The sequence below is a fragment of the Labrys sp. HAY1-8F genome, from assembly GCF_056754975.1.
Genome location: NZ_JBPGWZ010000002.1, coordinates 219,644 through 233,710 on the forward strand (window position 1 = coordinate 219,644; position 14,067 = coordinate 233,710).

At 62.9% G+C, this 14,067-nt stretch carries 9 protein-coding genes; 4 read left to right on the top strand and 5 right to left on the bottom strand.

Features of this window, described 5'->3' with window-relative positions:
- Positions 1-86 precede the first annotated feature (86 nt).
- On the top strand, positions 87-1,892 hold the full coding sequence (locus ACR9ZN_RS09995) for a B12-binding domain-containing radical SAM protein (RefSeq protein ID WP_481272133.1): 1,806 nt from the start codon (positions 87-89) through the stop codon (positions 1,890-1,892).
- Between the two features lie 198 nt (positions 1,893-2,090).
- Here the strand turns inward: ACR9ZN_RS09995 and mdoH are convergent, their stop codons facing one another.
- Positions 2,091-4,292, bottom strand: a complete 2,202-nt coding sequence (gene mdoH / locus ACR9ZN_RS10000) for a glucans biosynthesis glucosyltransferase MdoH (RefSeq protein WP_434956315.1) — start codon at positions 4,290-4,292, stop codon at positions 2,091-2,093.
- Positions 4,268-5,797 (bottom strand): OpgD/OpgG family glucan biosynthesis protein, encoded by a 1,530-nt coding sequence (locus ACR9ZN_RS10005; protein WP_434956316.1) that lies wholly within the window; start codon positions 5,795-5,797, stop codon positions 4,268-4,270. The genes mdoH and ACR9ZN_RS10005 overlap by 25 nt, the downstream gene beginning before the upstream one ends.
- A 515-nt stretch (positions 5,798-6,312) precedes the next feature.
- Between ACR9ZN_RS10005 and ACR9ZN_RS10010 the strand changes: the two genes are divergently transcribed.
- Entirely contained in the window at positions 6,313-9,084 is a 2,772-nt protein-coding gene (locus ACR9ZN_RS10010; RefSeq protein WP_481272134.1) for a valine--tRNA ligase, read from the top strand.
- 61 nt (positions 9,085-9,145) lie between these two features.
- On the opposite strand, the gene ACR9ZN_RS10015 is transcribed toward ACR9ZN_RS10010, so the two are convergent.
- From ACR9ZN_RS10015 to ACR9ZN_RS10025, 3 genes are read right to left on the bottom strand one after another with little or no spacing between them, the layout of a single operon-like run.
- Positions 9,146-9,943 (bottom strand): amino acid ABC transporter ATP-binding protein, encoded by a 798-nt coding sequence (locus ACR9ZN_RS10015; protein WP_481272135.1) that lies wholly within the window; start codon positions 9,941-9,943, stop codon positions 9,146-9,148.
- Positions 9,940-10,707: an amino acid ABC transporter permease gene (locus ACR9ZN_RS10020; RefSeq protein WP_454813869.1), complete on the bottom strand. Its 768-nt coding sequence runs from the start codon at positions 10,705-10,707 to the stop codon at positions 9,940-9,942. The genes ACR9ZN_RS10015 and ACR9ZN_RS10020 overlap by 4 nt, the downstream gene beginning before the upstream one ends.
- Positions 10,708-10,716: 9 nt before the next feature.
- Positions 10,717-11,553, bottom strand: a complete 837-nt coding sequence (locus tag ACR9ZN_RS10025) for an ABC transporter substrate-binding protein (RefSeq protein ID WP_454813870.1) — start codon at positions 11,551-11,553, stop codon at positions 10,717-10,719.
- 164 nt (positions 11,554-11,717) lie between these two features.
- On the opposite strand from ACR9ZN_RS10025, the gene ACR9ZN_RS10030 reads away from it, so the two are divergent.
- Together ACR9ZN_RS10030 and ggt are read left to right on the top strand one after the other, a co-directional pair.
- Positions 11,718-12,461 (top strand): FadR/GntR family transcriptional regulator, encoded by a 744-nt coding sequence (locus tag ACR9ZN_RS10030; protein ID WP_454813871.1) that lies wholly within the window; start codon positions 11,718-11,720, stop codon positions 12,459-12,461.
- Positions 12,458-14,044 (top strand): gamma-glutamyltransferase, encoded by a 1,587-nt coding sequence (gene ggt / locus ACR9ZN_RS10035; RefSeq protein WP_481272136.1) that lies wholly within the window; start codon positions 12,458-12,460, stop codon positions 14,042-14,044. Before ACR9ZN_RS10030 ends, ggt begins: the two co-directional genes overlap by 4 nt.
- Positions 14,045-14,067: the final 23 nt, after the last annotated feature.

The following is a 14,067-nucleotide window of genomic DNA, read 5'->3' on the forward strand; positions in this document are numbered from 1 at the left end:
AAGTAATAATATACCTTGAGGCATATGGCATGCGGGGGCAGGCATTTGCAGGGGCGGGTAGACTAGGCGTCCGGCCGGGGGACCGGGTGCGTCATGTCGATATCTGGCTGATCAAGGCCACGCGATATGACGATGACGGCTATCCCATTCGCTGGATACGCTCGGCCATTCCATCCAATTCTCTCGCCTGTGTCTGGGCCCTGGTGGAAGATGCGATATCCCGGCAGGTCTTAGGCCCTGATGTCGTGACCCGGGTCCACGCCATTGACGAGACCAACACGCGTGTCGACATTCCAGCCATTCTGAGAAGCCATCAGACTGACGGAGCGCAGGCCATCGTCATGCTGGTTGGCGTGCAGACCAACCAATATCCGCGGGCGATGGATATTGCCCGGCCGTTGCGAGCCGCCGGCGTACCGGTCTGCCTTGGTGGCTTTCATGTGTCGGGTTGCATCGCCATGCTCGGCGAGGATGCCGAGGAACTGACCCTGGCGCGGGAGCTCGGCGTCAGCCAGTTCGCGGGAGAGGCCGAGCCCGATCGCCTCGACGCCGTTCTGCGCGATGCCTTGGCCGGCACACTGAAGCCGCTCTACAATCATCTGAAGGACCAACCTGGCCTGCAAAACGTGCCGGTGCCGCTGTTGCCCGGGCCGATCGTACGGCGTTCCTTCACCCATTGGTCGAGCTTCGATCTTGGCCGAGGCTGCCCGTTCGAATGCTCCTTCTGCACCATCATCAACGTCCAGGGGCGCAAGAGCCGTTTCCGTACGGCGGACGAGCTGGAGGCCATCATCCGGCTGAATGCCAGGGAGGGTGTCAGCAAGTTTTTCGTGACCGACGACAATTTTGCCCGCAACCGCAATTGGGAGGCCTATTGCGACCGGCTGATCGAATTGCGCGAGCGCGAGGGGGTGGAAGCTCGGCTGTTGATCCAGGTCGACACCATGGCCCATCGCATTCCCGGTTTCATCGACAAGGTGGTGCGGGCCGGCGTTCGGCTGATCTTCATCGGGCTCGAAAACATCAACCCGGACAATCTCGAAGCGGCCAAGAAACGCCAGAACCGCATCGAGGAATATCGCGAGATGGTGCTGGCGTGGAAGCGCCATCCCGTGGTGATCAGTTGCGGCTACATCATCGGCTTTCCCGCCGATACCCGGGAATCGATCCTGCGTGACGTCGATCTGATCAAGCGGGAATTGGCCATCGACGTGCTCTACTTCAACATCCTGACGCCTCTGCCCGGCAGCGAGGATCACAAGCGCATGAAGGACGCCGGGATATGGATGGATCCGGACTTCAACAAATACGACCTGAACCATCGCGTCACCCATCATCCCAAGATGAGCGACGCCGAACTCGATGCCGTCTTCCACGAAGCCAGCCGGCGCTATTATGATTTCGAGCACATGGAGCGGGTGTTCAAGCGCAGGGTGCAGCTCAAGAACGGCATGCGGCTGACCACGCTCTATAATTTGATCGCCTATCGCGAAGGCCCGCGGCGGGAAGGTGTTGCCTTCGCCGAGTTCGGCCTCGGGCGCATCATCGACCGCCACGAGCGGCGTCATGGGCTGCCGCTCGAAAACCCGCTGCGCTTCTATGCCCGCTATGCCTGGCGCTTTGCGCGCACGATGGCAGCTTATGCCTATACCTATGGCCGGCTGCGTCTGAGCGTGGCCAAGGCCTGGCGGGCCTGGGGACGCCAGGATCTGTTTCCCTATACCGATGATGCCATCGCCGTCATCGATGAGCGCAACGACCCGCTGGTGCAGGGAACGGCGGACCGCAGCACGCCCTATGCGAAGAAGCGCCAGGAGAACCGACTGAAATCGCGTCTCCAGGAGGACCTGCAGCCTGAACCCGGCTTAAGTGGCGAAGCCGTCGGTCCTTAGCGTTGCCTCTTTTGTGGCGCGAGCCTTAAGCCCGATGTCGCTCACCCGAGCGGGAAACGCGCCAATTTGTCGTAGCCGGCCTTGATGCGGCTATCCCAGAAGTAGCTCCCGCCGGCGGAGCCGGATTGCCGAGCAGGCCCGGCAATGACAAAGGTCAGGCAAACTCCGGCGACGAACCTTAAGCGAACGGCACGATCCTTAGGCTGGTTCGACCCTGGCCGGCTCGTGCAGGCGGGACAGGTTGGCGATCAGGCTGCGGTCATGCAGTGCCACGAAGCGTTCCTTCGAATTCAGCCATTTGGCCGCTTCCTCGATCGAGGCGGCCTCGGCGATCTTGGCCTGCGCCATAACGCGATCCTGCTCGAAGCGCCCGCGCTCGCGGGAGCCCATCGTCGGCAACATGGTCTCGTGCAGCGCCCGGAAACCCGCATCCCGATAGACGACCTCGATGGCATCGCTGTCGTCCTCGCCGACGGCGGCAAGTTCGGTGCTCAGCTCGTTGGCCCGGGTCGCCACCTCCGGCGGATGCGTCTCCTCCGGCGTCGCCAGGAAGCCGTGGCGACGCAGCCACAGGCCGAGTGCGAGTTGGCCCGAGGCCCACGAAAGCGGGATGGCGAGCAGCAGACCGATGATGGTCGGCGACATCCAGGTGAACAGATAGGGCGAGATCACATAAGCAGCAACACCGGCAAAGGCACCCAGAACCGTATGCGAGCGGTGGCGCTTGACGATGTCGCGGAAGGGGATCGAGCCGTCGTCGCGGCGCTGCGGCTTCCAGCCCGAATCGCGCCCGACCAGGATTTCGAATACGGCACCCGACTGGATCAGCATCATGACCGGGGCGAGCAAGGCGGAAAGAATGATCTCAAGCAGCACCGAGAGGGTCAGCCTGATGCCGCCCCCGCTCGCCCGGCGGTTGGGGCCGTCGAGCAGCATGATGATCAGGCCGAAGATCTTTGGCGCGAGCAGGATGCCCATGGTGCCGCCGAACAGCGCCAGAGCGAGTTCGGCGTTGAACACCGGCCAGGTCGGGAAGAGCGAGAACTCGTCGGTGAAATATTCGCGCCGGATGAAATGGGCCTGCAGTGCGATGGTCAGGCCGACCAGCAGCTGGAGCAGCCAAAGCGGGCTTGCCAGATAGGAGAAGATGCCATTGGCGAAGTGCTGGCGCGTACAGGGGTGGAAACCCTTGGAGCCGATCACACGTGCATGCTGCAGGTTGCCCTGGCACCAGCGGCGGTCGCGCGCCGACAGGTCGATCAGCGAGGGTGGGCTTTCTTCGTAGGATCCCGTGATGTCGTTGAGCATGTAGACGGCATAGCCGGCCCGGCGGATCAGCGCCGCTTCGACGAAATCATGGCTGAGGATATGGCCGCCGAAGGGCGGACGGCCAGACAGATCCGGCATCCCGCAATGCGCCGCGAAGGCCTTGGTGCGGATGATGGCATTGTGGCCCCAATAATTGCCGTCATGCCCCATCCAGAGCGACAGGCCTTCGGCGATCACCGGGCCATAGGTACGGGCGGCAAACTGCTGGATGCGCGCGAACAGGGTGTTGCGGTTGATGATCAGCGGCAGCGTCTGGATGATACCGGCATCCGGGTCACGCTCCATGGCAGCCGCCAGTTGCACGACGGAGGAACCCGTCATCAGGCTGTCGGCGTCGAGCACCAGCATATGCTCATAGGAGCCGCCCCAGCGCGTGACCCAATTGGCGATATTGCCCGCCTTGCGGTTCGTGTTGCGCTGGCGATGGTGGTACCAGAGCTGGATATCGGGCCCCAGCCGCTTGCGCATCGCCAGGAAGGCACGCTCCTCGGCGATCCACACATTCGGATCGGTGGTGTCGGAGACGAAGAAATAGTCGAAGGCGCGGCCGAGGCCGGTCTGTTCCACCGATTCGATGATGGCCTGCATCGCGCCGAAAACGCGGCTCGGCGCCTCGTTGTAGATCGGCATCAGCACGGCGGTGCGCGTGCTCAACTGCTGGGGCAGGGGCTGGGTGGTGCGCCGGTGGAAGAGCAGATAGACGAAGCCCGCAACGCCCGCGGTGAAGGCGAGGGCGATCCAGGAGAAGTTGAGCACGAACAGGCAGACCAAGGCCCATTCGAGGAAGGTGACCCCGCCGACTTCGACGACCTTGTACATTTCGAAGGCGCCGAAAGCGGTGAGCGCCAACATGCCGCCGAAGACGAACAGGCGGATGAGCCAGGAGCCGTGATGCAGGGCCGGATGGATCCAGGAGCGGCGTTCCGAGCGCGACCACTTGGTCAGCGACTGCACCGGCATCTCCAGCCGATTCTCGTCCGGCATGGCGGAGCGCTGAAAAACCCACTCCTGCGACGAGGTCGGGTGGGTGCCGCCGGTGTGTTCCTCTACGGTGTCCATCGATACAGCCATGTCTCACTTACAGGCTTGCCGTCCTTAACCAGCACGGCACGCATTTCCGAATAGGTTTCGCTGCTCGGGTCGAGGCCGAAACTCAGGCGACCGATGCGCCGCTCCGTTTCCAGAGTCAAACTGACATCGCTCAGCTTACCGGGATTGACGGTGACCTCGGGCGTGACGCCGTTGAGGTTGTCGGCATTGGCGAACAGATCACCCTGGAAGTCGATCACGAACAGACGCCGCTTGGAACCCAGGGCTCCTATCCGCGTCGCGCGTACCAGGGTCATCGGCGGCCGATCGGGCGGAATCTGGCACCAATTGGTGCGATAAGCGAAGGAATAGTCCTTGCCCGCCTCGAGGGCATCCTTCGGCCGCCAATAGGTGATGATGTTGTCGTGGATTTCCTGGTCGGTCGGGATTTCCACCAGTTGGATCGATCCTTCCCCCCAATCGCCCTTGGGGGTGATCCATACGCTCGGCTGCATTTCGAAATGATGCCGGCTGTCTTCGTAATCTGCCGGATCGCGACCCCGCTGCAGCAGGCCGAAGCCACGAGGGGTCTTGTCGACGAAAGCCGAGATCTGCAGCGTCTCCGGGTTCTGCAGCGGGCGCCAGATCCATTCCCCGCCACCCGACAACATCTGCAGCCCGGAGGAAGCGTGGACGGCAACGCGCACGTCGTCGGCACCCTTGCGGTCGTTGGAGCCGAACAGAAACATCGAATTCAGCGGCGCGATGCCGACATGCTCGATCTTGGCGCGCGGGAAAATCGTCGTCTCGACATCGATGGTGGTGATCTCGCCCGGATGAAGCGTCAGGTGGAACGCGCCCGTTGCCGCTTCCGAATCAAGCAGGGCATGCACCACCAGATTCTCTGCGTTCTGGGGCGGACGTTCGATCCAGAAAGCCCGAAAGAAGGGAAACTCCTCGCCGCTGGATTCGCCGGTATTGATTGCCAGTCCGCGCGCCGCTGCGCCATAGACCTGGTTCTTGGCGATGGCGCGGAAATAGCTGGCGCCCTGGAAGATGGCGAAATCGTCGAGCCGACTGGGCATGTCGATCGGCGCCTTCAGCCGAAAGCCCGAAAAGCCGAGTTTGGAATCGGGCGGAGGCGGCGTGATCTTGCCGAAGTCGAACATCGCCGGCTCATAGGGCACGATCAGGACACGGCCGTCCTCGACGGTGAACAGGTCGACCGGGGCGGCATAGATGAAGCCCCGATGCAGGGGCTCGATCACGAAGCCGCGGCGATCCTGACTCCAGATGCCCCGATCAGGCCGGAATCGGATCGAGACATATTGCTCGTAATCCAGATTTTGCAGGGAGGAGGGCAGCGTGGCGTCCGGCGCCTGATAGGGAGCCTTCGCAAGATTGCGGGCATAGTCCAGGAGCTTGTCCCGAGAGAAGACCTCGCCTTCCTTCAGACCGGGGGCGTCGATCGCAGCCCGAGCCCCCTGGGGGGCAGCCAGCACACCGGCGGCAATGGAAGCAAATTTCAAGAAGTCGCGTCTGTTCATGGTCTTCTTAACGCGCTTTCGGCAGGCGCAATAGGTGTGGCTGGGCAAGGAACGGCACCACGTCCCTTGGGAGGAAGCGTCTAGTCTTCATCGGGGCACCATAGGTTATACGGTCGCCGGCAACAACTGGCGGGTGTATTCGCGACGTCGTTCCCCGACCATCCCACACCCGAGCCGTCGGCCTTCAACCGAAGAATCGTGACGACTTCATGATGTAGAAGGAGAGGCTTTCCATTTTGTTGTCACAAGTCGGCCAAACCCCAGGCATGAGGGCCCGTATCAGGGCGGAGGGCGACGGGGGCCTTGAGGAGCGCATTGCGTGGGGAAATGCCGGAATGTACCCGCGCGTAGTGGCTTAAGCGCTTGTTTCGTTGACTTTAAGGGTTCGTTTCTGCCACTACCGGCCGTGAATTGCGTGGGTTGCTTGCTTATCGGCGTGCCGGCAGGCCGAATCACGGAGATGCCGGCGCCTGTGCCCGCTGCCCACGCTAGCTGACCTGCCTTGAAAGAAGATCATGATCGAGACCACCTTTGACCCCGCCAGCGTCGAGCCGCGCGTGTCCGCGGCCTGGGAAGAGGCACAGGCTTTCCGTGCAGGCCGGCCCGATCGGGCCGGCGCCGCACCCTATTCGATCGTGATTCCGCCGCCGAACGTCACCGGCTCGCTCCATATGGGCCATGCGCTCAACAATACGTTGCAGGATATCCTCTGCCGCTTCGAGCGCATGCGCGGCAAGGACGTGCTCTGGCAGCCCGGCACCGACCATGCCGGCATCGCCACCCAGATGGTGGTCGAACGCCAGCTCCAGGAGCGCCAGATTCATCGGCGCGAGATCGGGCGCGAGAAATTCCTCGAGCGTGTCTGGGCCTGGAAGGAAGAATCGGGCGGAACGATCGTCAAGCAGCTCAAGCGCCTGGGCGCTTCCTGCGACTGGTCGCGCGAGCGCTTTACCATGGACGAGGGCCTGTCCAAGGCGGTGATCGAGATCTTCGTGCGGATGAACGAAGCCGGTCTGATCTATAAGGACAAGCGCCTGGTCAGCTGGGATCCCAAGCTGCTCACCGCGATCTCCGACATCGAAGTCGAGCAGATCGAGGTGAATGGCAGTCTGTGGCACTTCGCCTATCCGGTGGTGGATGAGGCGGGCCAGGAAACGGGCGAGACCATCACCGTCGCCACCACCCGCCCCGAAACCATGCTCGGCGATACCGCCGTGGCGGTGCATCCCACCGATGAACGCTACACTCATCTGGTTGGCAAGATGGTGCGGCTGCCGCTGGTCGGCCGGTTGATTCCGATCGTCGCAGACGAATATTCCGATCCCGAGAAGGGTACCGGCGCGGTGAAGATCACGCCCGCGCACGACTTCAACGATTTCGAAGTCGGCAGGCGGCACAACCTCGAGGTGATCAACATCCTCACGGCCGAGGCGCATATCAACGACAACGCGCCGGAAGCCTATCGCGGCCTGGAGCGTTTCGAGGCGCGCAAGCGCATCGTCGCGGACATGGAAGCGGCCGGCCGCCTGGTCGAGATCGAGAAGCACAAGCACCAGGTGCCGCATGGCGACCGCTCGGGCGTGCCGATCGAGCCCTGGCTTACCGACCAGTGGTATCTGAACGTGCGTCCGCTCGCCGAGGAAGCCCTGGCGGCGGTGCGTCGCGGCCAGACGCGCTTCGTACCGCAGAACTGGGAAAAGACCTTCTTCGACTGGCTGGAGAACATCCAGCCCTGGTGCGTGTCGCGCCAGCTCTGGTGGGGCCACCAGATTCCGGCCTGGTACGGGCCTGATGGAGGTTACGTCATCGCCCGCGACGAAAAAGAAGCGCGCGTCAAGGCCGATGCCAAATGGGGTGCCGGCGCGGCGATCACCCGCGACGAGGATGTGCTCGACACCTGGTTTTCCTCGGCGCTGTGGCCCTATTCGACCTTCGGTTGGCCGGACAAGACGGCGGATCTCGCCAGATATTACCCGACTTCCGTGGTGGTGACCGGCTTCGACATCATCTTCTTCTGGGTTGCCCGCATGATGATGACGGGCCTGTTCACCCAGAACGACGTGCCGTTCAAGGATGTCTATCTCCACGCCCTCGTGCGTGACGAGAAGGGCGCCAAGATGTCGAAATCCAAGGGGAACGTCATGGACCCCCTGGATATCATCGACGGTGTCGAACTCGATGCCCTCATCGCCAAGCGTACTGCGGCGCTCGCCAACAAGGCCGATGTCGCTCACGTTACTTCGGAGACCCGCAAGGCCTATCCGAATGGCATCGAGCGCTATGGTGCCGACGCCTTGCGCTTCTTCCTGGCCGCTATGGCAGCACCCGGCCGTGACATCAAGCTGTCGATCGACCGCGTCAAGGGCTATCGCAATTTCGGCACCAAGCTGTGGAACGCCACACGCTTTGCCGAGATGAAGGGCTGCGTGCGCGATCCGTCCTTCGATCCGAAATCGGCGAAGATCGCCCTCAATCGCTGGATTGCCGGCGAAGCGGAGAAGGCCGTCGGTGAAATCCAGCGTGCCATCGAGGCCTATCGTTTCAACGATGCTGCCAGCGCGGTTTATCGCTTCATCTGGAACGTGGTGTGCGACTGGTATGTCGAGCTTGCCAAGCCGATCATCGAGGGTGAGGACGAGGTGGCGCGGGCCGAAACGCGCGCCATGGTCGCCTTCATCCTCGACCAGTCCACGCTCCTGCTGCATCCCTTCATGCCCTTCATGACCGAGGAGCTCTGGTCGGTGACGGCGGGGCCGGTTCCGCGTGAGCAGATGGCGGCCCTGACCGCGTGGCCTGACCTTGGCGGCCTGCTCGATGCAGCGGCGGATGAGGAAATCGGCTGGCTGGTCGATCTCGTTACCGAGATCCGCTCGATCCGTACCGAGGTCGGCGTGCCCGGCGGCGCCCAGGTGCCCCTGGTCATGGTGAACGCCTCCAAGGCCATCGAGGCACGCGTCGCCGCCCATGGCGAGACGCTCAAGCGCCTGGCCCGGATCAGCGAGATCGGCTTTGCGCCATCGGCTCCGAAGGGCTCGGTGCAGATCATCGCCCGCGGCGCCGTGGCGGCCCTGGCCCTGGAAGGCGTGGTCGACATCGAGGCCGAGAAGGCGCGCCTGAAGAAGGAAACCGACAAGATCGACGGCGAGATCACCAAGATTAACGCCAAGCTCGGCAATCCCGACTTCATCGCCCGGGCCAAGGAAGAGGTGATCGAGGAAAATCGCGAGCGGCTCGAGGAAGCCACGGCCCGCCGCGCCAAGCTGCAGGACGCTCTGGCCGGCCTGTAATCGATACGGCGTGCCGATCTCCGGATCGGCACGCCGTAGCACCACTACGCCTATCGGCCGGTCAGAGCGATCGGCCGCCGGCCCCCGACACGCGGGCCAGGAAGGCCTTCGAGCGCTCCGATCGTGGTGCCGTGAAGAAGGTTTCGGGCGATGCCTCCTCCACGACGAGGCCGTCATCCATCATCACCACGCGGTCGGCGACCTCCCGGGCAAAGCCCATTTCATGGGTAACGACGATCATGGTCATGCCGTCGCGGGCGAGCTCCTTCATGACTTCCAGCACTTCGCCGACCATTTCGGGATCGAGTGCGCTGGTCGGTTCGTCGAACAGCATCAATGTCGGCTTCATCGCCAGCGCCCGTGCGATAGCCACGCGCTGCTGTTGGCCGCCCGAGAGCTGGGCAGGATAGGCATCCGCCTTGTCCTTGAGGCCCACACGGGCCAGCAGCGCCGCCGCTTCGCGGCGGGCCGTCGCCGGGTCGATGCCCAGCACCTGCGTCGGTGCTTCGATGATGTTGCCCAGTGCACTCAGATGCGGGAACAGGTTGAAGCGCTGGAAGACCATGCCGATGTCGCGGCGTTGCCGGGCGATGTTGCGCTCGCTGTCTTCGACGAGGCGTCCTTTCTTTTCGCGGTAGCCGATGAGATGGCCGTTCACACGGATGCGGCCGTTCTGGATCTTCTCCAAATGGTTGATGCAGCGCACGAAAGTGGTCTTGCCCGACCCGGAGGCGCCGACGATGACGACGACCTCTCCGCGCCTGACGTCGAGCGAGACGCCCTTGAGCACCTGCATCGGGCCGAACCATTTCTCGACGCCCTCGGCCTCGACCGTCCATTGGATGTCTGTATCGCTCATGGGTTGGCTCCGAACAGGCCGGTCAGAAGCCGTCGGCGCGGCGCCTTGCTGCGCGTCTCGGCAAAGGGCGTGCTGAAACGAGCCTCGATATAGCGTTGGAGGAGGCCCCAGAGGGTGGTGAGCGAGAGGTAATAGAGCGCGACCACCGAATAGAGTTCGAAGACACGGAAGGTTGCCGACGTCACCATCTGGGTTGCCAGCAGCAGTTCGGGCACGCCGATGACGCTGAGCAGCGTCGTGCTCTTCAGCATGCCGTTGAAATTGTTGCCGAGCGGCGGAATGATGACCCGCGCGGCCTGTGGCAGGATGATGCGCCGCAGGAGCTTGGCCGGCGTCATGCCGAGCGATTTGGCCGCCTCCGTCTGCCCGCGATCGATCGAGGTGATGCCAGCGCGAATGATCTCGCCCATATAGGCCGCTTCGTTCAGGCTGAGGGCGATGATACCCGCCTGAACATTCCCCGGCAGGATCATGAAGCCGAGATCGATGTCGTGAAAGCGCAGTATGCCGGCGGCGGCAAGGGCGGTGTAGATGAACACGATCTGCACCAGCAGCGGCGTGCCGCGCATCACCCAGACATAGAAGGAGGTGATCGCCTGCAGGACCCGCCAGGACGACAGCCGCCCCAGGGCCACGAACAGGCCGAGGGTGGTGCCGACGATCTGGGCGACGATGCTGATGCTGAGCGTCAGCCAGAGGCCGTGCAGATAGATGCTGGAGGGTTCGAGCAGATAGTGAAAGAAGAAGGCCCAGTTGAAGTTCATGGCAGGACCTCACAAGGCGTCGCGCTCGATACCCCAGCTTTGCAGGATCTTCAGGTAAGTGCCGTCCTTGCGCACGGCCTCGAGCCCCAGGGCGAAAGCCTTCTGCAGATCGGTGTCGTCCTTCCTGAAGGCGGCGCCGATGATGGCCTGGGCGAAGGGCTGGCCCCCCAGTTCGAAAAGATCGGGTGCCTGCTTGAAGTAGTAGCCGGCCGTCTTGATCGTGGTGCCATAGGCATCGACCTGGCCGATGCGCAGGGCCTGAAAAGCATCGGTATCCTTGGGAAAGACGACGACCTGTGCCTGTGCCTTGCCTTCGCCGGCGAGCTTCTTGTTTTCCTCATCGACCAGGGACTGGATCGTGGTGCCGTTCTCGACCGCAACTTTCTTGCCGGAGAGATCGGCGAGCCCGGTGATATGGCTCGAATTGCCTTTCAGCACCACAAGCGACTGGCTGGAGGCGAGATAGTCGACGAAATCGACGACTTCGCGGCGCTTGGGCTTGTCATAGAGCTCGGACATGATCACGTCGCACTGCTTGGCGATCAAAGCGGGGATGATGCCGTCGAACTGCACCTGCTTCCATTCAGCGCTGACGCCCAATTGCTTGGCGATGGCATTGCCGAGTTCGATCTCCGCTCCCGTCAGCGACCCGTCGTCCTTGTAGAAGGATAGGGGCGGCGATCCGATATCGGCACAGATCACCATCTTCTTGGCTTCGGCGATGGCTGCCGGCGGTTCGATGGGCTGCGCCAGGGTTGGGGTGGCGATGCTCGCCGCCGCGAGGGCAACCGATAGGAAAGCAAGGTCAGGGCGAAGACGAGGCAGTACGGCACGGAATGCGCGCATGGTGGTGCTCCGGGGTGACTTGTTCCTGGTCCCGATGTGGAACCAATTTTATTATTAATACCGATATTGGGACATAACATTGGCATGCCAGCAAGAAAAATCGTATAGACATTTCGAGAAAATCGATACTAAGCTATGGAACCAATATTTGAATTGGTTTCAAAATGAATAGCAAACAACAAGCCGCCCAGAGCCTCCGCAGCCTGCTGAACGGGGGTGTCTATCCTCCTGGAAGCCGCTTGCCGCCAGAGCGTGACCTGATGCATCAGCTCGGCCTGAGCCGCCGGGCGCTCCGCTATGGTCTTGAGCAATTGGAGGCCGAGGGACGCCTGTGGCGACATGTCGGCAAGGGCACCTTCGTAGGCACCCGGCCGCCCGAGCGGGAACTGGGCATGTCGCTGATCACCGCCAGCACCAGCCCGGCCGAACTTATGGATCTCTGCCTGTGGACGGAGCCTACCTATGCCAGGGTTGCTGCCACGCGGGCGAGCCGCATGGATATCGACAATCTGCGTTATCTCCTCGATAAGAGCGCCGCCGCCCGCGATGCCGCGACCTGGGACATCTGGGATGTCCGCCTGCATCGGGCCATTGCGGAGGCCACGCACAATGCCCTTGCCCTCGCCGTGTTCGACAGCCTGAACGCCGTGCGGGAGGAGGGAGCGTGGCGACGCCTGCGCAACGATCCCACCACGGAGGAGCGTTTCGAGGAACTCACGCTTCATCATCGCCAGATCGTCGATGCCATCGCTCGGCATGATCCACCAGCCGCCGAAGCGGCTATGCGGCGGCATCTGCGTTCGGTCCAGCATGCCTTGCTGCTGGAACATGCCGACGCAGACGCCGGCGATGGCGACGACCTGTCGACCGATCTTGTGCGCAACGCATTTCAGGAAGAAGCACCATGAGGGATTTTCAGCTTCCGGGCCGCTCACCCGTCCGTGCCATGGACGCAATGGTCGCGACGTCCCATCCGTTGGCCAGCGCAGCCGCTCTGACCTTGCTGCAGGAAGGGGGCAATGCCATCGACGCGGCAATCTGCGCGTCTGCCGTCCTGGCGGTGGTGGAGCCGCAGTCGACGGGAATTGGGGGGGACTGTTTCTGCCTCTACGTGCCCGGCGGAGAGGGGCCGGTGCTTGCTTATAATGGGGCCGGCCAGGCGCCCGAGGCCGCAACCATCGACTGGTACGAGAGCCGAGGTTTCACGGAGATACCGGCCGACAGCCCTCATGCCGTCACCATTCCTGGCGCGATCGATGCCTGGTGCCGTCTTTCGGCCGATCACGGCCGCACTCCGCTCGCGCGCGTGCTCGCTCCTGCCATCCACTATGCCGAGGCCGGCTATGTGATTCACGACCGTGTCGAGGCCGATTGGCAAGAGGCCAAGGACCTGTTGGCGCAAGATACTACGGCGGCCCGCATCTTTCTGCCTGGCGGTTTCGTCCCAAGGGCCGGCGATGTCCATCGCCAACCCGAGCTTGCCCGGAGCCTCCGCCTCATCGCAACCGGGGGGCGGGAAGTTTTCTACGAGGGAGAGCTCGCCGAGGATCTGGTTGCCCATCTGCGCAGCAAGGGAGGGGTGCACACGCTCGACGACTTCGCGGCCGCCGGGGGCGGTTACGTCGAGCCTGTCAGAACCACCTATCGCGGTGTCGATATCTGGCAGATGCCGCCGAGCAATCAGGGGCTGACAGCCCTGGTGATGCTCAACCTGCTGTCTGGTTTCGATCTGGCCGGGCTCGATCCGCTGGGGGCTGAGCGGCTGCATCTGGAGGTCGAAGCCGGGCGCCTCGCCTACCGGATCCGGGACGAGTTGATCGCCGATCCCGATCATGCTGACGTCCCCGTCGACGCCTTGCTGGCGCCAACCTATGCCGATGCTTTGAGACGCAGGATCGATTCGGATCTTGCCAACCGCGAACTGCCGGCAGCGGTGATGGAACCGTCGGATACCGTCTATCTCTCGGTCGTGGATCGCGATCGGAATGCGGTCAGCTTCATCAACTCGACCTATCACTCCTTCGGCAGCGGTCTGGTTGGCCCGAAATCGGGTATTGTCCTACAGAACCGCGGCAAGGGATTTCGTGTCGATCGCAGCCATCCAAACTGCATCGCGCCGCGCAAGCGCCCCCTCCATACCATCATGCCCGGCATGGCGACACGCAATGGCCGTGTGATCGCGCCCTTTGGTGTCATGGGAGGCGACTACCAGCCCTTCGGCAATGTCCATGTGCTAAGCAATCTGCTCGATTACGGCATGGATCCCCAGGCCGCGATCGACCTGCCGCGGGTTTTCTACCAGAAGGGCGAGCTCGTTGCGGAGCGCGGCGTTCCGGTAGCCACGCTCCGCGCGCTGGAGGCGCGCGGTCACAAGGTTGGCCCGGCCGAGGAGCCACTCGGTGGCGGGCAGATGGTTCTCATCGATTGGGACAGGGGAACGCTGACAGGTGGCTCCGATCCGAGAAAGGATGGGCTTGCCATCGGCTACTGAGCCCCAAATCGGCGCTCCTTGTC

Coding starts and splice junctions, on each gene's coding strand:
- ACR9ZN_RS10020 (WP_454813869.1), bottom strand. CDS start 10,707: ATGAACTTCAACTGGGCCTTCTTCTTTCACTATCTGCTCGAACCCTCC.
- mdoH (WP_434956315.1), bottom strand. CDS start 4,292: ATGGCTGTATCGATGGACACCGTAGAGGAACACACCGGCGGCACCCAC.
- ACR9ZN_RS10030 (WP_454813871.1), top strand. CDS start 11,718: ATGAATAGCAAACAACAAGCCGCCCAGAGCCTCCGCAGCCTGCTGAAC.
- ACR9ZN_RS10015 (WP_481272135.1), bottom strand. CDS start 9,943: ATGAGCGATACAGACATCCAATGGACGGTCGAGGCCGAGGGCGTCGAG.
- ACR9ZN_RS10005 (WP_434956316.1), bottom strand. CDS start 5,797: ATGAACAGACGCGACTTCTTGAAATTTGCTTCCATTGCCGCCGGTGTG.
- ggt (WP_481272136.1), top strand. CDS start 12,458: ATGAGGGATTTTCAGCTTCCGGGCCGCTCACCCGTCCGTGCCATGGAC.
- ACR9ZN_RS10010 (WP_481272134.1), top strand. CDS start 6,313: ATGATCGAGACCACCTTTGACCCCGCCAGCGTCGAGCCGCGCGTGTCC.
- ACR9ZN_RS10025 (WP_454813870.1), bottom strand. CDS start 11,553: ATGCGCGCATTCCGTGCCGTACTGCCTCGTCTTCGCCCTGACCTTGCT.